This is a genomic window from Kribbella sp. C-35, from assembly GCF_046549195.1.
In the GTDB taxonomy this organism is placed as follows: Bacteria; Actinomycetota; Actinomycetes; order Propionibacteriales; family Kribbellaceae; genus Kribbella.
In genome coordinates, this window is the sequence record NZ_JAJPWG010000002.1 from 929,218 (window position 1) to 954,125 (window position 24,908).

Consider the following 24,908-nt stretch of genomic DNA (forward strand, 5'->3'; position numbering starts at 1 on the left):
CGGGGGCGCCGCCCGCGCCCCCGCCACGTCCATTCACGCTCCGGTCACAGGGGGAGGGCCGTCTTGCGCACGGCTTGACCGAAGCGGGTCTGTGGAGTGACTAGATCAGCCAGGCGGTCGTCGCGCTGGGGAGTTTGTCGCCTTCGAGTGGGCCGCTGGACAGCACGACCGCCGCGTCGGGCAGTTCGACCGGGGCCGCGCCGAAGTTCGTGACGCTCTGCCAGCCGCCTGAGCGGACGAAGTGCAGGACGTCGTCGGTGCCGTCGATCCAGGTGAGTGAGCTGCCGGTGCGCAGCCCTCGCCGTACGGCGAGAGCCTTGCGGTACAGGCTCAGCGTCGACTCCACGTCGTCCTGCTGCGCCTCGACGGAGTACGCGCCGAACCACTTCGGCTGCAGCAGGTGCGAGCCACCCGTGCCGAAGCCGAACGACAGGCCGCCGACCGTCCACGGCAGCGGCACGCGGCAGCCGTCACGGCCCTTCTCGGCGCCCTTCGAGCGGAAGTACGCCGGGTCCTGCAGGTTCGCGGCCGGCAGCTCGCCAACCTCCTGCAGACCGAGCTCCTCACCCTGGTAGAGGTACGCCGAACCCGGCAACGCCAGCATCAGCAGGGTCGCGGCGCGAGCACGGCGCAGGCCGAGCGCGACGTCGACGGTCGGCTCGGTGCCGTTGCTCAGCAGCCAGTCCTTGCCGTCCTGCCAGCCGCCCTTCGGGTTCCGCGGCAGGCCGTACCGGGTGGCGTGCCGGACGACGTCGTGGTTCGAGAACACCCACGTCGACGACGAGCCGTTCTCCTCGGCGAGCGCGAGGTTCTCCTCGATCACCTTGCGGAACTTCTCGTACTCGAAGTCGGCCTGCAGCAGGTCGAAGTTGAACGCCTGCCCGAGCCCGTCGGCACTCGCGTACCGGGCCCGGCGCGCGGCCGGCACGAACGCCTCGGCGACCGCCGACCGCGGCGGGTCGTAGGTGTTCAGCAGCTTGCGCCAGTCCTTGTAGATCTCGTGCACGCCGTCCTGGTCCCAAAGCGGGTGCTGACCGTTCGACTCGGACTGCCGCGGCAGCGTGGTCTTCGACGGGAACGGCTCGGACAGGTCCTTCACCAGCGCGTGCGCGACATCGACGCGGAAGCCGTCGACGCCACGGTCCGACCAGAACTTCAGGGTGTCCAGGAAGTCCGCGCGTACCTCGGGGTGCTGCCAGTTCAGGTCCGGCTGCTCGGCCGCGAACATGTGCAGGTACCACTGGCCGTCGTCGGTCTGCGCCCAGGCGGAGCCGCCGAACACGGAGTCCCAGTCCGACGGCGGCTGGTCGGGGGCGCCGTCCGGGCCGTCGCGGAAGATGTACCGGTCGCGGGCGGGGTGGCCCTTCGCGGCCTCGAGCGCCTCGACGAACCACTCGTGCTGGTTCGACGTGTGGTTCGGGACGATGTCGACGATCAGCTTGATGTTCTCCGCGTGCAGGGCCGCGATCAGGCCGTCGAAGTCCTCCAGGGTCCCGAGCCGCGGGTCGACGTTGCGGTAGTCGTCGACGTCGTACCCGCCGTCGGCGAGCGCGGACGGGTAGAAGGGGCTCAGCCAGACCGCGTCGATCCCCAGCGCCACCAGGTACGGGACTCGACTGATGATGCCGGGCAGGTCACCGACACCGTCGCCGTTCGCGTCGGCGAAGCTGCGGGGGTAGATCTGGTAGACGACAGCCTGCCGCCACCAGTCGGGATCGGTCGTCTGCGGACTCGTCACGATCGCCTCACTCGGAATCTGCTGGTAACCCAGCGTTTATATATAGGCTCTAAATTTAGAATCTGCATGTATTCTGCGGTCGGTACTACGACGAGGTCAAGGGGCTTTCATGGCGAAACCACCGACAACGCCGCCCACGGCCACGCCGACGATGTTGCGCCGGGTGAACGCGGGCAAAGTACTCGGCGTGCTCACCCGCGCCCGGGTGATGACAGGAACCGGCCTGATCGAGGCCACCGGTCTCACCCGCGCGACCGTGCACGCGGTCTGCAACGACCTGATCTCGATGGGCTGGGTGGTCGAGCTCGACCCCGGCCGGACGTCGGTCGGGCGGCCGTCGCGGCGATTCGAGTTCAACAGCCACGCGGGGTACGTGCTCGGCATCGACATCGGCGCGGCCAAGACGACGGTCCTGGTCTCCGACCTGCGCGGAGAAACGGTGGCCAAGGCGGGACGATCGGCCGTCGGTGTGAAGACGCCGAGCGAGCGGACCGAGATCGTGCACCAGACCGTGGTCGAGGCGCTCGCGTCCGCCGGCGTGACGGACGCGCAGGTCCTCGCCGCCGGCGCCGGGGTCGCGGCACCCGTCGACCGGGACGGCAACATCCTGGTCGACGACGAGTTCTGGCGGCGCTTCGACACCGGGCTGGCGCAGCGGTTGACCGAGCTGCACGGGTGGCCGGTCCTGCTGGAGAACGACGCCAACCTCGCGACCCTCGGGGAGCACTGGCGGGGAGAGGCGCGCAACGTCGACGACCTCGTCGTACTGCTCGCCGGTGAACGGTTCGGGTCGGGTCTGATGGACTCCGGCCGGTTGCTTCACGGCAGTCGCGGCGGCGCCGGCGAGATGGTGTTCCTCAAGCTCATCGAGGGGGTCGGCGACACCCATGGGATTGCCCGGATCGCCCGCGAGGACGGTACGGCGGCGGTCGCGGACGCGGCCGTGGAGACGTCGTTGCGGAAGCTCGCGACCGACGGCGAGGTGACCGCGGAGCAGGTGTTCCGCGCAGCCGCCGACGGCGACAAGGTTGCCCAAGGCATCCTTCAGGACATCGCCGGGCGGACCGCGCGCGTGGTCGCGACGCTCGGCACCCTGTTCAACCCCGAACTGGTGGTCCTGGGCGGCGCCGTCGCCGAGGCGGCCGGCGCTCTGCTCCCCGACCTCGAGGCCCACCTGGCCCGCTACACCAGCACTCCCCCGCGCGTCGCCGTCTCCTCGCTCGGCGACGCGATCGTCTCGGTCGGCGCCGTCCGCCACGCCCTCAACCACGTCGAACAGCACGCCCTCGACCTCGAACTGGGCTGCCGCCCGACCTGAGACCTTCTGCAGCACGACAGTACGTATACGCCCACTAGGCCGGATCACCGGTCCCGCTGAGCGTGAGCCCGGCCAGGTCTGCCGGACACGTCCTGTCGAGCTGCCGGTCCAGGAGGGTTAGGGCTCGCGGGTGAGTTGGCGGGCGATCGCTTCCAACACGATGACGTTGCGGCCCGACGTGGTGGCGGACGGGATGCCGGCCGGGACGAGGGACTGGTCCTCGGGGATGCCGGTGCAGAGCACGAAGACGTTGTCCGGGTGGCCCTGGACGAGGTGGTTCAGGGCCTCGCGCATCCACGGCGTACGGCCGGCGTCCTGGACGGCGATCACCAGCGGGCGGCCCTGCGCGGCCTTGGCCGCCTTGCCGATCGCGTCGTCCTGCGGCTCACCAGTGTCGGTCAGGTGGTGTTCGCCGCGGAGTACGACGCCCTCGGCGCCAGGAGCGACCCGGGTGAAGATCTCCGGCAGGCCGGAGAAGTACGGGTTCCAGGCCGGGTGCAGACCCTGCGTCAGGTCGATGACGTACGGCGTCGCGCCGTACGCCGGGAACGTCTGCCCGGCCACCACGCGCGCGGCGACCTCGCGGATCGGGGCGCCGTCGAGACCTGGCTGACGGCTGCGCTGCCCCAGTGAAGCGGCGAGGGCCCGAACCCGGGCGGCGGCGTCGGCGACCCGCTCGGCGGGGAGCGTGCCGGTGCGGACCGCGTCGACCACGCGGGCGGTCAGCGCCTGCGGGTCCGCCGTACCGACCGCGATCATCGCGAGGTCCGCACCGGCGCCGATCGACGCGACCGCGGCGTCCTCGATCGAGCGGTTCTTGGTGATCGCCTGCATCTCGAGCGCGTCGGTCGTGATGACGCCGGTGAAGCCGAGTTCCTCGCGCAACAGTCCGGTCAGTACCCGGTGCGAGAGGGTGGCCGGCTGGTCGTCGTACGCCGAGAAGATGATGTGCGCGCTCATCACGACGTCGGCGCCGGCGGCGATGGTCGCGCGGAATGGTGCGAGCTCGACGGCCGCGACCTCCTCGACCGAACGGTCGACGCGCGGGAGGTCGGTGTGGGAGTCGACCGAGACGTCGCCGTGGCCCGGGAAGTGCTTCGGGCAGGCGGCGATCCCGGCGTCGTGGACGCCCTCGACGAACGCGACGCCGTGCCGCGAGACGACGTCCGCGGTGCGGCCGAACGAGCGCGTGGAGATGATCGGGTTCGCGGGGTTGCTGTTCACGTCGACCGACGGGGCGAGCATCAGGTCGATACCGAGGGCGGCCAGGGTCGCGGCTGCGTCCCGGGCCGCGGCGCGGGTCAGGTCGACGTCGTCCAGGTCGCCCAGCAGGCGCGGCGACGCCAGCGGCCACGGGTTCGCCGGCGCGAGGTGGCTGAACTCGCCGCCCTCGTGGTCGATCGCCACGATCAGGTCCGGCCGCTCGGCCCGCAGGGCGGCCGTCAGCGCGGCCACCTGCTCGGCGTCCGCCACGTTCCGGGTGAACAGGATGACCGCCCCGAGCCCGCCAGCCACCGCCCGCCGGAGGCCGTCGGGAGCCGTGGTCCCGGTGAAACCGACGACCAGCGAGCCGGCCGCGTCACGATCCAGTTGATCACTCATCCCCCAACCCTCTCGCAGCCCCGCCGTCGCGCGCCAGCTATCACCGACAGCTAATAATTAGCCGCTTCGAACGCCTGGAGGGGCATCGTTGTCAGGCGTTGTCATGGCAGTTTCCTGCCTCCTTCCTGCGCGTTTTCCGTGATTACCTCGAATCACCCCTGTCTGTTCGGGCCGACTACAGATAACGTTGTCTCTCGACCTGACCGCCCTGACCGGGGGGACGATGAGCGACGACACAGCGAAAGCGCGGGGAACCGTGCTGGGAATCGACATCGGCGGCACGAAGATGGCCGCCGCTCTGGTGTCTGCGGACGGCACGATTCTCACCGCCGACCGGATCCGTACCCCGTCCGGCGACGGCGACCAGGTGTTCGCCGCGCTCGGTGAGCTGATCGACCGCGTTCGCGGCGACGAGACTCCCCTGGCCGTCGGCATCGGCACCGCCGGACCGGTCGACCAGCAGCACGGTCTGGTCTCCCCCGTGAACATCGCCGGCTGGCGCAACTTCCCGATCGTCGACCGGGTACGGGCGATGACGGGCGACATTCCCGTGGCGCTCGGGCTCGACGGGCACTGTTTCGCGCTCGGCGAGTTCTGGAGCGGCGCAGGTCGCGACGCGCACACCCTGCTCGGGATCGTCGTCTCGACCGGCGTCGGCGGCGGCCTCGTCGTCAACGGCAGACCGCTGATCGGCCAGTCCGGCAACGCGGCGCATATCGGTCACGTGGTGATCGACCAGGATGGCGAGGCCTGCGTGTGCGGGTCGTTCGGCTGCGTCGAGGCGTACGCGAGCGGCCCGCGGATGGTCGCCCGCGCGCAGCGGAGCGGCTGGCGGACGGGCGAGGACGTGGATGCCGAAGTACTGGCTGCCGATGCCGCGGCCGGGGACGAGCTCGCGCTGGCTGCGTTCGACGACGGTGCGCAGGCGCTGGCCGCTGGGATCGTCGCGACGGCCGTGACCGTCGACCTGACCGCAGTCGTGATCGGCGGCGGGGTCGCGAAGGCGGGGCCGGTGCTGTTCGACCCGGTGCAGGCGTGGGTGAAGCGGCTGGCGCAGCTGCCGTTCGTCACGGACCTCACCGTGGTGCCCGCTCAACTGGACAACGCGGGCCTGCTCGGCGCCGCGCACCAGGCCTGGGCCGCACTGTCCTGATCCCACTGTCCTGATCCGCACACTTTTGCGCGTCCGGTAAGGCCTCTCCCGCGCATCTTTGCGCAATTTTTACGAATCTCCGGAATCCGTGTAACGACCGGCCTTCGTCACGCGATGCAACGGATGGATGGGGTGGGGGCACCGTCATCCACGACCGGTCGAGGGGGGCTCAGACCGGGCGTCAACCGGGAGATCGAGGGGGGCTTTGGTCGACCGGAACACGTGAGCGGCGGGTGAGGGCACTCTCCCGCCGCAACCGTGTGAACTGCAGGGCCGGGAACCAGTCTGCCAGCGGAAGCGTCCGACCGGTTCGAATGCGATCGATCCTGTGGAGGGATGGGATCGAACGCTGGTTCTGCACCGTGAACGGCGGACGGTGGTTACGGGAGGAGAGCCACCGGCCATACCCCCGTCCACGGTGCAGAACTACGGTCTGAGCCACTCCGGCTCGGGCAGCCGGCTGCGGTCCAGCCGGCCGTTGTCGTCCAGCGGCAGCTCTTCGATCGGGATCAGGTCCGCCGGCACCAGGTAGATCGGCAGTTCCTTGCCCAGGTCAAGCATCAACCGTGCCAGTACGGCGGGATCGCTGTCCTCGAGCACGACGTACCCGATCAGGCAGGTGTCACCGCCCGGGTCCGAGCAGGCCACCACGACCGCGTCGACGACACCGGGCTGGTCCGCCAGCACGTGCTCCGTCTCGCCGGGCTCGACCCGGTGGCCGCGGATCTTCACCTGGTCGTCCGCGCGGCCGAGGTACTCCAGGGTGCCGTCGGCGCGCCAGCGGCCGAGGTCGCGGCTGCGGTACAGCCGCGCGCCCGGGTGTCCGGGGTCCGCGACGAACGCGTGCTCGGTCTCCTCCGGCCGCCCGATGTAGCCCTGGGCAACCGCGGCGCCGCCGAGGTGGATCTCCCCGACCGCACCGACCGGCACCGGCCGCAGCGCGGCATCCAGCAGACGTACGGCGACACCGTCGATCGGGCGCCCGATCGACGGCCGGTCCTCGGACGGGTCGACCGCGTGGATCGTGGTCACGATCGACGCCTCGGCCGGACCGTACTCGTTGAACAGCCGGCACTTCGGATGCGCGTCGAGGAAGTCCCGCACCTTGTGCGTCAGCACCATCGCCTCACCGCCCGCGACGATCTCCCGCAACTCGGGCAGCTCCGGCAGCCGGCGCATGGTCGCCAGCAACGCGGTCAGCGGGCTGAACGCCATGAACAACCGCTGCACGCCGTGATCACGCAGCGCCGCAACCACCGCGTCCGGGTCGTAGCGGTCGTCCTCGCCGATCAGCACCAGCGCCGCACCCGAGGCCAACGTCGTGAACATCTCCTGTACGTGGACGTCGAATCCGAACGACGTCCACTGCAGTGTCCGCAGCGACCGCCGCGTCCGCAGGTAGTGCCGGACCAGGTTCACCGGGCCGCGGTGCGGGACCACCACGCCCTTCGGGTTGCCGCTCGAACCGGACGTGTAGATGCAATACGCCACGTCATCGGCAGCGGCGCGCACCGGCGGCGCCTGCCGCGACCGCGGGTCGCCGTCGATTCGTGCTGCCGGACCTGCGACCGGCACCAGTCGCAGACCGAGACGGTCCGCTAGCGCCGCGTCGTCACCGACCAGCGCGACCGCTGCCGCGTCCTGCACCATGAAGGCCCACCGGGACTCCGGTACGCCAGGATCCAGCGGCAGGTACGCCGCACCGGACTTCAGGACCGCGAGCACCGCGACGACCATCTCGGTGCCGCGAGCAACTCGTACGGCGACCAGTTGGCCCGGCTTCACGCCGAGGTCGACGAGCTGCCAGGCGACCGCGTTCGAGCGGCGGTCGAGTTCGGCGTACGTCAGCTTGCGGCCGTCCTGGATCAGCGCGATCGCGTCCGGCGTCCGCGCCACCTGCTGCTCGAACAGGGTGTGCAGGCCGCTGAGTTCACCGGCGACCACCGCGTCGCGGCGTACCCGGCCGATCGGCCCGCTCGCGTCGGCGTCGGACTCGAGTTCACGGAGCGCCTCGAGGTCGGACTCGATCGGGAGGACCAGCTCGGGCAGGCGGAGGTTCGGCTTGGTCGTTGCCCTGCGCAACACTTCGGCCACGTAGTCGAGTAGGCGCTCGACCGTCGGCTGTTCGAACAGGCCGGAGCGGTAGTCCGCCGTACAGGTGATGCCTGTCTCGTGCTGGGTCAGGCGGAACCGCAGGTCGACGCTCGGCGGCAGGTCGTCAGTGTCCGCAGGGTCCGCGTCCTCGAATTCGACCTGGATCTGGAACAGCGGGTCGCGTTCGAGGATCGCGAGATCGGTGCGGGCGTGCTCGGACGCGCCCGACGTGATGTCGCGGATCCGCTCCGTCAGCTCACCGAGATCGGGCTCGCCGGACAGGTCGATCCGCAGCGGGAGCGGGCGGTTCTTCTTCGGGCCGAGCAGCGCCGAGCCGATGGTCACGTCGTCCTGCGCGGCGAACCGGCCGAGCACAGTCGCGACCGCGGCGAGCATCGTCATCACGGGGCTGAGCTTGCGCTCCCGGCTGTACGCGCGCACCGCGTCGCCGAGCTCCTTGTCCAGTTCGTGCTGGACCGACGCGACCGCGTCGTCGCCGGCCGCGCGGGCGCGATCCGCGGGGAGGACCAACGGTTCGGCACCGGAGAGCACCTGGCTCCAGTACGTGAAGTCACGGCGCTGCACGTCAGCCGCCGATTCCGCCGCACGACGGTCGGCGTCGGCGCGCAGCTCGTTGGATGGGGCGGGCTGCTCTTCTTCTGTTGCCTGCTCGTCTTCTGCTGTCTGCTCAGTTGTTTGCGCAGCTGGTTCGCCGAGGAGGGCGAGCTGTTCGCGCATGAGCTTGGTGACGCCGTCGACGAGCTGCCCAGCAACCCGGAGCTGCTGCGACATCAGCGCCGCCATCCCACTCCCGGGCAGATCTGCCTCGCTCGTGGCGGCCGCAGCCTCGTCGACCTTCGCCGCGAGCTCCGCGAGTCCCGATCCGAGCACAGCCAACGCCGCCCGCGCATCCCGCGCCGGCTCCTCCTCAACCTGCTCGACTGGAGCCTCGTTCTGCGGCTCGACAGCCTCAACCTGCTCGACCGGCTCGGCTGTCTGCACAGCGACCGCTGTCGCAAGCTTGTGCGGTGTCGTGTACGTGAGGAACAGGTCGTCCGGCGCCAACTCAGCCTCGAACCGGCTCTTCAACTCGTCAATCACCGGCGCCATCGACGCCGGCGTCGCCCCGAGCTCGGCGAACGTGTGGTCGACCGTGAGGTCGTACGGGTCGAGGTTGTGCACCTCGCAGGTCAGGTCAAGGACGACATCCAGCGACTCGCGGTACCGCTCCGCAGACATCTCGTCACCGGACAAAGACCCGGCCTGCGCCAGATAGTCCGCGTCGATCTGATGCGTCTCGGCCGGCAACGCGAACGGCGATCGCTCGGATTCCTCAACAGCCTCGACAGGTTCGCTCGCCACCGGCTCCGGCGGGTCCAGCGGGATCCGCTTCACCGCGGCGCTCGACGGCGGCTCGAACACCACGGCCTGTGCGCGCGCGGCCCGTTCGAACGCGTTCAGCCGCGGCGCATTGTTGTCCACGGCAACCGCCGTACCCGGACCGGCCAGCACCGTCACCGACGGGTCGACCGGATGGTGCACCCGACGGAACGGGTACGTCGGCAACGGGACGCGCCCGCCGTCCGCGTAGACCTTCGCCCACGCGATCTCGGTGCCCTGCTCGTACAACTCGGCGAGACCGTTCATCGTCGCGAGCACCGGATCCTGACCGAGGCGCTGCGCGGGAATCCACGTGCTGTTCGGCGCGATCCTGCGACCCGCGGGACTCAGTACGGCGTCCGGCCCGAGCTCCAGGAACCGGCGACAGCCGGCCGCCGTCACCGCCTCGACCGCGTCGCCGAACAGCACCGGCTGCCGCAGCTGACCGACCAGGTAGTCGCTGTCGAGCACGGTCCCGGACTCGAGCAGATCACCCGACCAGCTCGACACCATCGGCGTCCGCAGCGGCTTCAGTGTGATCTCGCGGACGATCTCCGCAAAGTCAGCCAGTATTGGATCGACCAACGAACTGTGGAACGCGCGGTCGACGTCCAGCCGTTGCCAGGCGACCTGCAGCTGATCGAGTTGCGCGGCGAGCTGCCCGACGATCACCTCGGATCCGGTCAGCACGAACGACTGCGGACCGTTGCCCGCGGCAACCTCCACGCCGGCGGTCCGGGCGATCTCGCGGACCCGGTCGGCGTCGGCGCGGACGGCGACCATCGCGCCGGGGACCGTGCCGCGCTGCATGAGTTCGCCACGCTTCGCGGTGAGGCGTACGCCGTCTGCCAGCGAGAGAGCGCCCGCGACGCACAGAGCGGCGTACTCGCCGACGCTATGACCGACGACGAGCGCAGGCTGGACGCCGAACGACTGCCAGAGGCGGGCCAGTGCGAGCTCGAACGCGAACAGTGCGGGCTGTGCGGTCTCGGTCGGCCAGACGCCTTCCGCCGTTCCCTTCGGGGTGAGGAGCAGTTCGAGCAGGCTGCCGCCGGTCTCCTCGTGGTAGACGCGATCGCATTCGTCGAGGACCGAGCGGAATACGGGGAAGCGCGCGGCCAGGCCGGCCGCCATTCCGCGACGGGCAGCGCCCTGTCCGGTGAACGCATAGCCGAGCGGGCCGGGTCCGCCGCGCGGCACCTCCGTCGGCTGGGCGGAGCCGAGTGCGGCGACGAGCTCGCCCTCCGTACCGCCCGCGACCGCGACGCGGTGGCGGTGCGCCGGGCGGCCGAGCGCCGCCGTACCGGCGAGGTCGATGAGGCGGTGGCCGGTGCCGTGGCCCAGGTCGGAGCGGTACAGCTCGATGAGGTCGGCGAGGGCGTCCGGGTCGGGCGCGGACAGCGGCAGTACGACGGGGCCGTCGTCGCCGCGGCGGATCTGGCGCGGGGCCTCTTCGAGGATCACGTGCGCGTTCGTGCCGCCCGCGTCGAGGGCGCTGACGCCGGCGCGGAGCGTCGTACCGCCGGACAGCAGCGGCACCGTCCACTCGCGCACCTCGGTGCCGATCACGAACGGGCTGCCGTCGAGCGCGAGCTCCGGGTTCGGCTCGGCGACGTTGATGGTCGGGACCAGCATCCGGTGCTGCAGCATCAGGATCGTCTTGATCAGGCCTGCCATCCCCGCGGCACTGTCCAGGTGGCCGATGTTCGGCTTCACCGATCCCAGCGTGCAGAACCCGACCTTGTCGGTGTGCCGGCGGAGCGCGGTCGTCAACGCCTTCACCTCGGCGGCGTCCGCGGCCGGGCTGCCGATCCCGTGCGCCTCGATGTAGCTGAGCGAGTCGGCGTCGAACCCGGCGCGGTCGAGCGCGCGCTCGATCAGCTCCGTCTGGTTCCCGGCCGGCGCGTCCTCGTTGCTGACCGCCGTACCGCGAATCACGGCGTACACCGTGTCGCCGTCGGTCAGGGCCTGGTCGAGCCGCTTCAGGAGTACGGCGGCGACCCCGTTCCCGCCGACCGTGCCGTCGGCGTCGGCGGCGAACGCGCGGATCTGACCGCTCGGCGACAGGATCGAGTTCGGCGTCGGGTGATAGGTCGTTGCCTGCGGCACCTGTACGGCGGCGGCGCCGGCCAGCGCGAGGTCCGCGTCGCCGGATCTGAGCGCCTGACACGCGAGATGCACCGCGACGAGCGACGACGAGGAGGCCGACTGCACACCGATCGCGGGGCCGGTCAGGCCGAGACGGTACGCGACGCGAGTGGCGATCGAGTCGCGGGACTGGTGCTGGCGGTTGTACAGGTTCATGCCCGAGCCCGCGAACACCCCGACGCGGTTCGTCGTACCGGCGTACCCGCCGTGCTCCAACGCCTGATGACACACCTCGAGGAACAACCGCTGCGCCGGATCCATCAACTCGGCTTCACGATCACTCAACCCGAAGAACTTCGCATCGAACGACTCAACGTGCTCCAGTACGCCGCTGACCGCAACGACTCCGTCCCCCGACTCCCGCCGGACGCTCTCCACACCCGCAACCAGGTTCTCCCAGAACTGCTCCACCCCCTCAGCCCCCGGAAACCGCCCAGCCACCCCCACAACCGCAACCGGCTCCACAACCCCAACACCAGCCGCTGCGACAACAACGTCCTGCCCAACCCCAGGCACGGCAGCAGCCGCCGCCAGCTCCGCAGCCTCCTGCTCCCCGGCCGCAACGGACTCACCTTGCTCAAGCACCGCCGCCGCGACAACTCCCTCGGCAAAGTCACCATCACCTGCGTCGCCTACAACCGCTTCGTCAGTCCCCGCCCCATCCTCAGCACCCGCGTGCTCAGCATCCGCATCGTCTGCATCCGCGTCCTCGACGCCTGCGTCCTGAGCATCCGCGTCCTCAGCAACCGCGTCGGCGCTTGCAGTGTCAGTCGTCGGCTCGCTGCTGGTCTCGTCGGTCTCTGCGAGGTCAGCCGTCGGCAAGACGTCCGCAGCGGCGACCGCGTCAGTCGCGTCCGCGTCGCTCGCGTCCTCCTCAATCTCGTCGACGTACGTGGAAGTCGAATCTGCGGACTCGTCTGTGCCCGCTCCACGGCCGCTGGTCTCGTCCTGAGCAACCGCAGTCTCGGAGGTAGGAGCCGACAGCGACAGTGCCGAAGCATCAACCGCAGCTTCTATGTCGGACCCCGCGTCGTCGGCACCCTCAGCCGAACCCGACTCATCCACACCCTCGGCCGAACCCGAGTCGTCGGCTTCCTCGGCTGAAACCGAGTCCTCGGCTTCCTCGCCGGAAACCGACTCGTCCGCATCCTCGGCAGAAGCTGTCTCGTCGCCGTCTTCTTCGGACGCTCGGTCTGCATCCGTCTCGTCCTGGTCGAGGTCGGCAGACTCCTCAGCCGTCTCGTCGTCTGAACCCGCCTGAGCGTCCTGCGATCCCGCCGCTAAATCGTCTGCGGAATCCACGTCCCCGTTCGCGTCATCCGAGTACGCCGCAACCTCATCCGCGGCGAACTCCTCAGCCCTGGCAGCGACATCGGTCGCATCCGCAGCATCGTCCGCAGAGATCGTCTCCACAGCCTCCGCCGCATCGGTCGCGTCCACCTCGCCCGCTGCATCGACCACGTCCGTGGCATCGGTCGCCTCCGCCTCACCCGCCGTATCCGCTGCATCGACCGCGTCCGCAGGATCCGTCGTCTTCGCCGCGTCCGTCGTGTCGGCGGCATCGGTCGCGTCGATGGGGTCCGGTGTGTCCAACTCGTTCGCGGTGTCGTTCGACTCGCGGTCGGCGGACTTCTCGTCGGCGGACGGGGTCCGGTCTTCGTCCAGTACGCCGGCGTCGACGACCGCAGCGTCGTACGACTGCGCAGCCTCAGACCGGCCAACAGCCTGCTCCGACTCAGCGGACTCCTCGTCCGCGGACGGCATGTGTTCTTCGACCGGTATGTCGGCGCCGGCCGTCTCAGCGTCCTGCGATTGCTCGGCCTCTGACCGGCCGGTGGTCGGCTCCTGCTCGGCCGACTCCTCATCCGCGGCCGGCGTCTGCTCTTCGACCGGTACGTCGGTGCCGGCGACCGCAGCGTCGTACGACTGCTCAGCCTCCGACCGGTCAACAGGCTGCTCCGACTCGGCGGACTCCTCGTCCGCGGACGGCGTGTGTTCTTCGTTCGGTATGTCGGCGCCGGCCGTCTCAGCGTCCTGCGAGTGCTCGGCGCCCGACCGGCCGACAGTCGGCTCCAGCTCGGCCGAGTTCTCATCCGCGGCCGGCGTCTGCTCTTCGACCGGTACGTCGGTGCCGACAGCCGCAGCGTCGTACGACTGCTCAGCCTCCGACCGGTCAACAGCCTGCTCCGACTCGGCGGACTCCACGTCCGCGGACGGAGTCTGCTCCACGTCCGGTACGTCGGCGCCGGCCGTCGCAGCCTCCTGCGATTGCTCGGCCTCCGACCGGCCGACGGTCGGCTCCTGCTCGGCCGTGCCCTCATCCTCGGACGGCGTCTGGTCTTCGACCCGTACGTCGGTGCCGACAGTCCCAGCGTCGTACGACTGCGCAGCCTCAGACAGCCCGGTCGTGTGCTCCTGCTCGGCGGAGTCCTCGTCTGTGGACGGCGTCTGGTCTTCGACCGGTGCGTCGGCGCTCACGGTCGGAGCGTCGTGCGGCTGGTCGGCGGTGTCGGAGTGCGCGTTGGCGGGCCTCTGCTCTGCGGCGGGTGCTGAGGCGGACGGATGTGTGGCGGGGTCCGGGGTGATGCCGGGCGCGGCAGGCGCTGACGAGTTGGTGAGGGCCGGAGCGGACGCGGGCGGCGAGTAAGGCGCGGGGATGGGCGGGGGCGGGGCGGTGGGACCAAGCGCAGGTGCCGTGGCGGAGGCAGTCGGCGCGGATGCGGTCGCGGCAGGGTCTTGCTCAGGTGCCGACGCGGTGCGGATGCCCTCGGGAGCCATCTCGTTGGAGGTCGGCTCGTGCTCCGACCCGGCGGACGCGGGTGCGGAAGCCGGTGCGGTGGACGCCGGCTCGGGAGCCGATGCGGTGGACGCGGGCTCGGGGGCAAGCGCTGTGGGGTCGGGAGATGGGGCCGCGGGTGGTGGGGTGCCTAGGGTGGGGCGTTGGGGTGGGGTGGGGATGGATTGCTGGAGTTCGCGTTTCCAGGCCAGGCGGACTACCGGGAGTTCGGTGGTGCGTTCTGCGGCGTCCTCGTCGGCGAACGGGGTGGACTCAGGGGTGCTGGAAGGGCCCTGGCCAGTAGGGCCGGAGGCGGGGGTGGCGCCGGCTGGTTCTACGTGGGTGGTGGCGGGTTCGAGGAGGGTGCCGTCGATCCAGCGTTGCTTGAGGAGGGGGCGGAGGATTTTGCCGCCGGGGGTGGTCGGGAAGTCGCGGCGCGGGACGCCGACGACTTGGGCCGGCAGGCCGAGGCGGGTCTGGATCAGGCTGCGGATCGCCTGGTCCATGCCGGGGACGGAGTCGGCGGTGAGGGCGTAGAACACGACCAGGCGGTCGGTGCCGGTTTCCTCGTCGGCGATGCCGCAGGCGGCGACCAGGCCGTGTTCGGCGCCGACGACCGTTGCCGCGACGGACTCGATGTCGTGGGCGTAGTGGAGCTTGCCGGACATGATGATGCGTTCGCTGTCCCGGCCGGTGATGACGACCTGGCCGCCGGTGATGAAGCCCTGGTCGCCGGTCGCGAGCCACTTCCGGGCCGGCCAGTTCCCCACCGGGAACGCGGTGCGGTCCGCCTCGAGATTCCCAAGGTACCCAGGCGTCACCCGCGCCGACGCGACCTGCAGCTGACCGATCCGGCCTTCGGGCAGTACGGCGCCGTTCGGGGCCACGATGCGCACCGTCGTACCGGGGGCCGGCGCTCCCACCGAGACCAGCGAAAGCACACCCGGCACCTCGGTCCGCGGCTTGCCCGGGCGCGCGACCGCGACCTTTCCGGATGACGGACGCTGGTCGACCCACTCGACGACGCCGGTCGGTGGGATGCGGACGCGGTGCACGTTCGGTGTCAGGCCGGGCCGCGCGAACGTGATACCGGTGACCGTCTCGGTCATCCCCCACGCTGCCACGAACGTCTCCGGAACCACCCCGAACCGGTTCGTCACCCGCAGGAACTCCGACATCACCGGCACTGTGATCTGCTCACCGCCGCTGACCAGACTCCGCAGCGCCGACAGATCCCAGTGCCGATCCGGCTCCCCGGCCACCGCCAAAGTCGCGAGCCGGTACCCGAAGTTCGGCGACCACGAGTGGTTCACCCGGTGCTGCTCCATCAGGTCGAGCCAGCGCAGCGGGTTGGCCAGCACCCAGTCCGTGTTCACGTGGATGTTCGTGCAGCCGGTGAACACGGGCAGCAGGTGATAGAGCAGGAACGCACCGCTGCGCTCCAGCGGCAGCCAGTTCAGCGTCGTCTGCCCGGGTCGTACGGGAAGCATCGCCGGCGTACCCGCGGCGAACTCGACCAGCCCGCGGTGCGTGAGCTGCACGATCTTCGGCGTACCCGTGGAGCCCGAGGACATCATCAGTACGGCGACGTCGTCCGCGGCCGGCCGGTGGAAGTCGGAGGTGGGCTCGTGCCCGGCCATCGCGTCCGGGTCGAGGACCGGGAGGCCGAGGTCGTTCGGCAGGTCGGACGGACGGCCGATCAGGACGGTCCAGCCGAGCAGGTCGGTGATCCGGCGGAGCCGTTCGCGGCCCTCCTCGGTGCGGTCGCCGCCCGGGTTCGGCGCGACCAGCAGCGGGCGGATGCCGCCGAGCGTGCAGGCCCAGAACGCGGCGAAGAAGCCGACCGGTTCGGTGCAGTGCACGACCGCGGGGTCTCCGGCGCGTACGCCGTTCGCACGCAGGCCGGCCAGGATCCGGGCGGCCAGCTCGAGCAGCGTCGGGAAGTCGAGTTTGGTCTCGCGGCCGTCCGGCCCGATCTCGACGACACCGGCGCCGCCGAAGTCACGGGCGGCACGGAGCAGTGCGCTCGGCAGGTCACGGGGGTACCCGGCGGGAATCATCAACGCCGGCCCGGTGGAGATCGCCGGCCGGTCCGCACCACTTCTCACGCCGATGCCACCACCAGCTGAGACCCAGAGGACGACTCGGGTACGACGGGGCGCTCGGCCGGTTGGCGACCCACGGACACGTGCCTCCCCAACTGGACGGGGCGGGTTCTGGGCAGACCCGCCTCACTTTCACACCGACAGCAGCCCCGTTCTCCGCCTGCCGGAACGATGTCGTGACCGGGCACACCCGGTGCGTCATCGCGCCGACCGACAGCCGTGAACCCTACCAGCCGCGACCCGCCCTGGAGGAGTCCGTTCTCACCAGCCGATGGTTAAGAATTCCCGTGAGAAACCACTGACCACCGACATGGTTCCAACGAGTGACCACGGGTTCCGATACGGCCCGTACGAAAGCCGGTCACCCGCGCCGCGTCAGCGTCGTGGCGGCTCCGTGTCAGGACTCCCCGTGATCGTGAGTGACGTCGAACAAACAGCACTCGAACGAGGAGTACGACCCATGTCGATCCAGTCCGCTTCCATCAATAGCACCGACCGTCCTGAGCTGCAGAAAGCCGCCCAGGAGTTCGTCGACGCCGGGTTCGGCGGTCTCGAACTGCGGGTCCACGACGAGCGCGGCGAGTGGGTCGGCACCGCCGGGATCCGCGAACTCGGCAGCACCGAGAAACCGCCGGTGGACGGTCAGTTCCGGGTCGGCAGCGTCACCAAGACGTTCGTCTCGACTGTCGTGCTGCAACTGGTGGCCGAGGGCAAGCTCGAGCTGGACGGCGCGGTGGCCGGCCACCTGCCGCGGTTCGAGCTCGACCCGCGGATCACGGTGCGGATGCTGCTCGACCACACCAGCGGATTGTTCAACTACACCGGCGAGTACTACCCCGACGGCACCGTCGTCGCGGGCCTCCCGGCGACCGGCAAGGAATGGGCCGAGAACCGACTGCAGGGCTACACCCCGGACGAGCTGGTCGAGTTCGCGCTGGCCAAGCCGGCGCGGTTCGAGCCGGGCGCCGAGTGGAGCTACGCGAACACCAACTACACGGTCGCCGCGCTGCTGATCGAGGCGGTCACCGGCCGCACGTTCGTCGAGGAGCTGCAGACCCGGATCGTCGAGCCGCTCGGCCTGACGGGCACCGTGGAGCCGGGCGACCGGACGGACATCCCCGGTCCCCACTCGCACGGGTACTTCCGCTACCAGGACGGCGACGAGTGGAAGGTCGTTGACGTCACCGAGCAGAACCCGTCGCTGCTCTTCGCCGCCGGCAGCATGCTCTCGACCACGCAGGACCTGCACAAGTTCATGTCCGCCCTGCAGAGCGGCAAGCTGCTGCCCACGGAGCTCCTGACCGAGATGCGTACGGCGCAACCGAAGAGCGGACCGCTCAACTACGCCTTGGGCCTGTTCGCACAGGACACCGGCACTGAAACCATCTACCACCACAACGGCAGCGCACCCGGCGGCTACGGCGCGCTCATGTACAGCTCCGCCGACGGCGAGAAGACCCTGACTGCCGCCATCACGATGGGAGACGCCGACATCGACCTGCTCCAGGCCTTCCCGCCAGCACTCGAGCGCCTCGTGAACGCGGTGTTCGGCGCCTCCAGGTAGGTGGTTGGGGAGGATTTCTTCCCGATCCGGGTAGGAAATCCTCCCCAACCCTCGATCCGTCGCGTGCTTGCTGACGGCGCGGCTCGGACGCATGCTCGGACCAACAGGAGGCGGTATGGACGAGTCACGAGCTCTTCAGCGTGCGGGATGGGCGGGCGCCGCTTCGATCGTGCTGCTCGTCGTCGCGGTGGCGCTGGGTTATCTGGTCGGCGTCGACAACCCAGGTATGTCGGACTCGGACATCCTGGCGAGGCTCAACGACGACGCGCGGCAGGCCGCCGCCGGTATTGGGATGCCCGTGCTCGCTGCGGGGGTCGCGCTGCTGCTCTGGTTCGCCACCGGTCTGCGGCGCGTGCTGGACCGGCTGTCCGGCGGCGACCCGCTCGCGCATGCGATCGTGCCGGCCGCGGCGCTGTTCGGCGGGCTGATGATCACCGGTGTCTCGCTCGATGTGGGGAGCGCGTTCGCGGCGTGGTCGGACGAGTTCACCGCCGACCCGAACACCGTGCGCGCGCTCGGCATGGCGGGGCAGGTCCTCGCGCTCACCGGGCTGATCGGCTGCGGTGTGTTGGTCGCCGTCACGACGCGGATCGCCCAGCAGGCCGGCGCCCTCCCGACGTGGGCGATCTGGGCGTCCTACGCGGTCGCCGTGCTGTGCCTGTCCGGCTTCTGGAGCGGGGGCGTGGCGTCTGTGGCCTTCGCGCTGTGGCTCGTCGGCGCCGTGACCGGGGTCCTGCGAGTGGCGCGGCGGACACTCCAGGCGAGATGATAAGGTCGATCCGCTTGCTCCACAGGAGCGCAACTTCCCCGGCCCGTCGTTGGCCGGGCTTCGTTTGCCGTGGGCATGGGCTGTTAGCTCAGTTGGTTAGAGCACCTCGTTTACACCGAGGGGGTCGGGGGTTCGAGTCCCTCACAGCCCACCACAACGCCCCTACCCAGGCGTGAGACTCGCCAAGGCCTCGGCGTAGTCGTCGGGGTTGCGGGCTTCGGGGATCGGGTTGAGGACCGACCAGCGCACGATCCCGGACCGGTCCACCACGAAGGTGCCGCGGAGGGCGCAGCCGCGATCAGCGTCGAGGACGCCGTACGCGGTGGCGATCGCGCCGTGGGGCCAGAAGTCGGTCAGCAGGTTGAAGTCGAGGTTCTGCGCGTCGGCGTAGGCCCGGAGGGTGAACATCGGGTCGCAGGAGATCGCCAGGAACTCGGCGGCGGCGAGCAACGACGGCCGGTCACGCAGCGCGGTCAGTTCGCTGGTGCAGACCTGACTGAAGGCATACGGATAGAAAACCAGTACGACGTCCCGCCGGCCGGCGTAATCGCTCAGCCGGACCGGTTCGCCGTACTGGTTCTGGGTCTCGAAGTCGGGTGCCCGGCTGCCGACAGCCGGGAGGCTCACCCCCGGCGGCCGGACTTCGGGACCACCAGCTTGGTGGCGGACCAGTCGTCGGTCACGCTCAGAGTGCTGGTCGTCGCCAGGCCCGCAACGGGCGCGGCCTCGGTGATGTCGCTGGTCTCGACGTAGCCGTCGCGGCCGACCTTCGGGGTCAGCAGCCAGACCACTCCACCGGCCTTGAGGTCGGTCAGGATGTCGAAGAACGCGTCGACCAGGTCGCCGTCGTCCTCACGGAACCAAAGCAGTACGACGTCGACGACTTCGTCGGTTTCCTCGTCGACGAAGGCTTCGCCGGTGATCTCCCGGATCGCATCGCGGAACTCGTCGTCGCAGTCATCGTCGTACCCGATCTCCTGGACGACCCAGCCGGCCTCCAGGCCGAGCCGGGAGGCCATGTTCGGCACTCCGCTCTTGCCGTCCGCGTGGTCCGCGGTCGCGCTCACGTGTCCTCCTCCGTGGTCCCCGCTTACCCGGGGGTAGGTGTCAGTAGCCTGCTGCTCAGCGATAGTCCATCGTGACGTACCGCGTCGCGCAAGTATGCACCAGGGTTCCGTGACGTGTCCGGTATGCGCGTGGCGGGTACGAGGCGTGTCCGCTGAGATCTGGTCCGGACAGCCCGAATCCGGCCGGAAAGGAAGGCGAAGTAGAACGCATACCGAACAGGTGACAGGATTGCGGTGAAGACAACCAGAGAGAACGGCAGGACAACGTGGCTTCCGGACACGAACCACCAGCCATCATCACCGAGGGGATGCCCACCCAGCTCCCCGACATCGACCCCGACGAGACACGGGAGTGGGTCGAATCGCTCGACGCGGTCCTGGACGAACGGGGCAAGGCGCGAGCGCGCTACCTGATGCTCAAGCTGATCGAGCGCGCCCGGGAGCGACAGGTCGGCGTGCCCGCACTGCGGAGCACCGACTACATCAACTCGATCCCGCCCGAGCGTGAGCCCTGGTTCCCCGGCGACGAGCACATCGAGCGGCGGATCCGGGCGTTCATCCGGTGGAACGCCGCGGTGATGGTGAGCAAGGCCAACCGCAAGGGCCTGGAGGTCGGCGGTCACATCGCCACCTACCAGTCGGCCGCCAGCCTGTACGAGGTCGGCTTCAACCACTTCTTCCGCGGCAAGGACCACCCCGGCGGCGGCGATCAGATCTTCATCCAGGGTCACGCCTCCCCCGGGATGTACGCGCGCGCCTTCCTCGAGGGGCGGCTGACGACCGACGACCTGGACGGCTTCCGCCAGGAGGTGTCGCGCGGCCCGCACAAGGGCCTGTCGTCGTACCCGCACCCGCGGCTGATGCCGGACTTCTGGGAGTTCCCGACCGTCTCGATGGGTCTGGCCGCGCTGAACTCGATCTACCAGGCGCGCTTCAACCGGTACCTGCACCACCGCGGCATCAAGGACACCAGCCAGCAGCACGTCTGGGCGTTCCTCGGTGACGGCGAGATGGGTGAGCCGGAGTCGCTCGGCGCGATCGGCCTGGCCGCGCGCGAGGAGCTCGACAACCTCACCTTCGTGATCAACTGCAACCTGCAGCAGCTGGACGGCCCGGTCCGCGGCAACGGCAAGGTCATCCAGGAGCTGGAGGCGTTCTTCCGCGGCGCCGGCTGGAACGTCGTCAAGGTGATCTGGGGCCGCGAGTGGGACAACCTGCTCGCCCAGGACCACGACGGCGCGCTGGTGAACAAGATGAACACCACGCCGGACGGTCAGTTCCAGACCTACTCGGTCGAGTCCGGTGAGTACATCCGGAACAATTTCTTCGGCGGCGACCAGCGGCTCCAGCAGATGGTCAGCAACCTGTCCGACGAGGATCTGCGCAAGCTTCCCCGCGGCGGTCACGACTACCGCAAGGTGTACGCCGCGTTCAAGAGCGCGAACGAGCACGTCGGGCAGCCGACCGTGATCCTGGCCCAGACGATCAAGGGCTGGACGATCGAGGCGCTGGAGGGCCGCAACGCGACCCACCAGATGAAGAAGCTGACCTCGGACGACCTGAAGGCGTTCCGGGACCGGCTGTACCTGCCGATCGACGACTCCGCGCTCGAGGACGCCTACAACCCGCCGTACTTCCACCCCGGCACCGACTCGCCGGAGTACCAGTACATGATGGAGCGGCGCAAGCAGCTCGGCGGTTCGCTGCCGCAGCGGCGGGTGGCGCCGAAGACCTCGCTCAAGCTGCCTGGTGACGACGTCTACAAGCCGCTGGCCAAGGGCAACAACTCGCCGGTCGCGACGACGATGGCGCTGGTCCGGCTGTTCCGGGACCTGATGAAGGACCCGGAGATCGGCGCCCGGATCGTCCCGATCGCCCCGGACGAGTACCGCACGTTCGGCATGGACTCGATGTTCCCGACGGCCAAGATCTACTCGCCGCACGGGCAGCAGTACGAGGCGGTCGACCGCAACCTGCTGCTGTCCTACAAGGAGTCCGAGCAGGGCCAGCTGCTGCACGAGGGCATCAGCGAGGCCGGCGCGATGGGCTCGATGATCGCGGCGGGTACGGCGTACGCGACGCACGGCGAGCCGATGATCCCGTTCTACATCTTCTACTCGATGTTCGGGTTCCAGCGGACCGGTGACTCGCTCTGGGCGTTCGGCGACCAGCTCGGCCGGGGCTTCCTGGTCGGCGCGACGGCCGGCCGTACGACGCTGACCGGCGAGGGACTGCAGCACGCGGACGGTCACTCGCCGCTGCTCGCCTCCACCAACCCGGCGGCGGTGCACTACGACCCGGGCTTCGCCTACGAGGTCGCGTACATCGTCAAGGACGGTCTGCGCCGGATGTACGGCTACGGCCTGGACAAGGACAAGCCGTTCGGCGAGGACGTCTTCTACTACCTCACGGTCTACAACGAGCCGGTGGCACAGCCCGCCGAGCCGGAGAACCTCGACGTCGCGGGGCTGCTCAAGGGCATGTACCGCTTCGACGAGTACCAGACCGCCGAGGGTGACGACGTACCGCGGGTGCAGCTGCTCGGGTCCGGCGTCGCGCTGCCGTGGGTGCGGAAGGCCCAGCAGATCCTCGCCGAGGAGTACTCCGTGGCCGCGGACATCTGGTCCGTGACCTCGTGGAACGAACTGCGCCGGGACGCCGTCGCCGCCGAGCAGCACAACCTGCTGCACCCGGAGGAGCCGGAGCAGGTGCCGTTCGTGACCGAGCAACTGAAGGACACCAAGGGTCCGGTCGTTGCCGTCAGCGACTTCATGCGCGCGGTGCAGGACCAGATCTCCCGCTGGGTGCCGAACGACTACACGTCGCTCGGGACGGACGGCTGGGGCCTGGCCGACACCCGGGCCGCGGCCCGGCGCCACTTCCACGTGGACGCCGAGTCGATCGTCGTGGCCACGCTGGAGATCCTCGCCAAGCGCGGTGACGTGAAGCCGGAGGTCGCCGCCGAGGCAGCCCGCAAGTACCGCATCGACGACCCGACCGCGGTCGCCGGTGTGAAGCAAGAGGGCGCCGGCGCCTGACGCCGAACAACGGGCCGCTCACCCCACTGGGGTGGGCGGCCCGTTGCATATTCGTTGGGGCTGCACGGCCCATCGGTCCTACCCTCGGCACATGCCTGAGTTGATCGAGCCGACTGTCGAACTGCGCGACTCCTGGATGGAGTCGGCCGGCGAATGGGGCGACACCCATCAGGACGGTGCCGGGCTCTGGGAAGCCGACGACCTCAGTACGGTCGAGGAGTTCACCGCGTGGACCCAGCGGCTGCGCGCGCAGAGCGACGACAGCATCCCGGTCACGCCGGAGCGGGTGCCGGCGACGTACTGGTGGATCGTTGACAGCGGCACCCACCTCGGTGCGATCACGCTGCGGCACGCGCTCAACGAGAAGCTGCTCGAGGGCGGCGGCCACATCGGGTACGGCGTACGCCCGTCGGCTCGTGGTCGCGGGCTGGCGACGTGGGCGCTCGGCGCGGTGCTCGAGCGGGCCCGAGCGCGCGGGATGGACCGCGTGCTGATCACGTGCGACGACGGCAACGTCGCGTCGGCGCGGACGATCGAGCGGAACGGCGGCGTACTCGAGGACGTTCGCGAGACCTGGCTGGGTCTGACACGGCGGTACTGGATCACCCTCTGAGTAGCTGAGCGGCTACCGATTGCTACCGTCGGAGCATGTCCGAGACGCAGCAGGCCGCCCCCGAGAAGACATTCTTCGGGCATCCGCGCGGGTTGATGACGCTGTTCACCACGGAGCTGTGGGAGCGGTTCAGTTACTACGGGATGCGCGCGATCCTGCTGCTGTACCTGACCGACAAGGCGCACGGGCTCGGGCTGGATGAGTCGCTCGGGCAGGCCGTGGTGTCGATCTACGGCGCCTCGGTGTACCTGCTGTCGGTGCTCGGCGGCTGGTTCGCGGATCGCGTGTTCGGCGCCCGTCGCACCGTCCTGTACGGCGGCTCCGTGATCGTCGCCGGCCACCTGTGTCTGGCGCTGCCGTCGACCGGTCCGGCGTACGCCGGGATCGCGCTGGTTGCCCTCGGCACCGGACTGCTGAAGCCGAACGTGTCGACGATGGTCGGCACGCTCTACGAGCAAGGCGATGCGCGGCGGGACTCGGCGTTCTCGATCTTCTACATGGGGATCAACATCGGGTCGTTCTCGGCGCCGTTCGTGGTCGGGTTCCTGCGCCGCGAGTTCGGGTTCCACGTCGCGTTCGCGGCGGCCGCGGTCGGTATGACGCTGGCTCTCGTCGCGTATCTGCTCGGCCGCCGGACCCTACACGGCCGCGGCGACGCCCCGCCGAACCCACTGACCGCCGCGGACCGGCCGACGATGATCAAGGTCTCGGCCGCGGTCCTCGCGCTGCTCGCGGTGGTGTTCGCCTGGTCGGCCTGGCGGTCCGGCGGCGTCGGTCCGCGGCCGGTCGTGGACGCGATCTCGTACGTGTGCTTCCTGGCGCCGATCGCGTACGTCGTGATGCTGCTGCGCAGCCCGCTGGTCACACCGGTCGAACGGCAGCGGGTCCGCGCGTACATCCCGTTGTTCGTCGCCGCGATGCTGTTCTTCATGCTCTTCGAGCAGGCCGCGACCACGCTGACGACGTTCGCCGCGAGCCGGACCCAGCTGGACCTCTTCGGGGTGGAGATCTCGCCGGAGTTCTTCCAGTCGGTGAACCCGTTCTCGATCGTCGTGCTGGCGCCGGTGTTCGCGGTGATCTGGATCAAGCTCGGCGACCGCGGGCCGTCGATCGGGCAGAAGTTCGCGACCGGGCTGCTGCTGGCCGGCATCTCGTTCGCGGTGATGGCGCTCGCCTCGTCGGTTGCCGGGGACAACCTCGCGTCACCGCTCTGGCTGGTCGGCGTGTACGTGATCCAGACGCTCGGCGAGCTGTTCCTCTCCCCCGTCGGCCTGGCCGCGACGACAGTCCTGGCGCCGCGGGCGTTCCTCAGCCAGATGATGGCGCTGTGGTTCCTCGCCCCAGCCGCAGGTCAGGCGATCACCGCACAGCTCGTGCAGGCGACCGAGGACGCGTCGGACACGGCGTACTTCGGCGGTCTCGCGGTCGTGACGATCGTGGTGGCGTTCATCGTCTTCGCGCTGGCGCCGTGGATCCGGCGGCACACCGACGTACGAGAAACCTCGTAGTCGCGTCGTTCGCGAGTTGCGCATTCCGTCCGACG

General features: G+C 69.7%; 12 protein-coding genes and 1 tRNA gene. 8 read left to right on the forward strand and 5 right to left on the reverse strand.

The window, feature by feature from the left end:
- Nucleotides 1-100 precede the first annotated feature (100 nt).
- On the reverse strand, nucleotides 101-1,738 hold the full coding sequence (locus ACLJOO_RS16985; protein ID WP_410788127.1) for a glycoside hydrolase family 13 protein: 1,638 nt from the start codon (nucleotides 1,736-1,738) through the stop codon (nucleotides 101-103).
- 109 nt (nucleotides 1,739-1,847) lie between these two features.
- Between ACLJOO_RS16985 and ACLJOO_RS16990 the strand changes: the two genes are divergently transcribed.
- Entirely contained in the window at nucleotides 1,848-3,056 is a 1,209-nt protein-coding gene (locus ACLJOO_RS16990; RefSeq protein ID WP_410788128.1) for an ROK family transcriptional regulator, read from the forward strand.
- A 117-nt stretch (nucleotides 3,057-3,173) separates the two neighbouring features.
- On the opposite strand, the gene nagZ is transcribed toward ACLJOO_RS16990, so the two are convergent.
- Complete coding sequence (nagZ, locus tag ACLJOO_RS16995) at nucleotides 3,174-4,658, reverse strand: beta-N-acetylhexosaminidase (RefSeq protein ID WP_410788129.1); 1,485 nt, start codon at nucleotides 4,656-4,658, stop codon at nucleotides 3,174-3,176.
- A gap of 223 nt (nucleotides 4,659-4,881) precedes the next feature.
- Here nagZ and ACLJOO_RS17000 point away from each other — a divergent pair, with 223 nt between their 5' ends.
- Nucleotides 4,882-5,811: an ROK family protein gene (locus tag ACLJOO_RS17000; protein WP_410788130.1), complete on the forward strand. Its 930-nt coding sequence runs from the start codon at nucleotides 4,882-4,884 to the stop codon at nucleotides 5,809-5,811.
- A 426-nt stretch (nucleotides 5,812-6,237) separates the two neighbouring features.
- On the opposite strand, the gene ACLJOO_RS17005 is transcribed toward ACLJOO_RS17000, so the two are convergent.
- Complete coding sequence (locus ACLJOO_RS17005; RefSeq protein ID WP_410788131.1) at nucleotides 6,238-16,317, reverse strand: amino acid adenylation domain-containing protein; 10,080 nt, start codon at nucleotides 16,315-16,317, stop codon at nucleotides 6,238-6,240.
- A gap of 457 nt (nucleotides 16,318-16,774) precedes the next feature.
- On the opposite strand from ACLJOO_RS17005, the gene ACLJOO_RS17010 reads away from it, so the two are divergent.
- From ACLJOO_RS17010 to ACLJOO_RS17020, 3 genes are all read left to right on the forward strand, one after another.
- Nucleotides 16,775-17,878 carry a serine hydrolase domain-containing protein gene (locus tag ACLJOO_RS17010; RefSeq protein ID WP_410788132.1) on the forward strand — a complete coding sequence of 368 codons (1,104 nt, stop codon included), beginning with the start codon at nucleotides 16,775-16,777 and terminating at the stop codon, nucleotides 17,876-17,878.
- A 115-nt stretch (nucleotides 17,879-17,993) separates the two neighbouring features.
- Entirely contained in the window at nucleotides 17,994-18,647 is a 654-nt protein-coding gene (locus tag ACLJOO_RS17015) for a hypothetical protein (protein ID WP_410788133.1), read from the forward strand.
- A 77-nt stretch (nucleotides 18,648-18,724) separates the two neighbouring features.
- Nucleotides 18,725-18,801, forward strand: a tRNA-Val gene (locus ACLJOO_RS17020).
- A gap of 8 nt (nucleotides 18,802-18,809) precedes the next feature.
- On the opposite strand, the gene ACLJOO_RS17025 is transcribed toward ACLJOO_RS17020, so the two are convergent.
- On the reverse strand, nucleotides 18,810-19,274 hold the full coding sequence (locus tag ACLJOO_RS17025) for a peroxiredoxin (protein WP_410788134.1): 465 nt from the start codon (nucleotides 19,272-19,274) through the stop codon (nucleotides 18,810-18,812).
- A complete protein-coding gene (locus ACLJOO_RS17030) occupies nucleotides 19,271-19,714 on the reverse strand; it encodes a DUF3052 domain-containing protein (protein WP_410788135.1) in 444 nt (147 codons plus the stop codon). The genes ACLJOO_RS17025 and ACLJOO_RS17030 overlap by 4 nt, the downstream gene beginning before the upstream one ends.
- A gap of 308 nt (nucleotides 19,715-20,022) precedes the next feature.
- On the opposite strand from ACLJOO_RS17030, the gene aceE reads away from it, so the two are divergent.
- The 3 genes from aceE to ACLJOO_RS17045 all read left to right on the forward strand — a co-directional run bounded on the left by aceE (nucleotide 20,023) and on the right by ACLJOO_RS17045 (nucleotide 24,873).
- On the forward strand, nucleotides 20,023-22,752 hold the full coding sequence (aceE, locus tag ACLJOO_RS17035) for a pyruvate dehydrogenase (acetyl-transferring), homodimeric type (RefSeq protein WP_410788684.1): 2,730 nt from the start codon (nucleotides 20,023-20,025) through the stop codon (nucleotides 22,750-22,752).
- A 91-nt stretch (nucleotides 22,753-22,843) separates the two neighbouring features.
- The gene (locus ACLJOO_RS17040) at nucleotides 22,844-23,365 is read left to right on the forward strand and encodes a GNAT family N-acetyltransferase (RefSeq protein ID WP_410788136.1); all 522 of its coding nucleotides are present in this window, start codon (nucleotides 22,844-22,846) and stop codon (nucleotides 23,363-23,365) included.
- Between the two features lie 35 nt (nucleotides 23,366-23,400).
- Nucleotides 23,401-24,873: a peptide MFS transporter gene (locus tag ACLJOO_RS17045; protein WP_410788137.1), complete on the forward strand. Its 1,473-nt coding sequence runs from the start codon at nucleotides 23,401-23,403 to the stop codon at nucleotides 24,871-24,873.
- Nucleotides 24,874-24,908 lie beyond the last annotated feature (35 nt).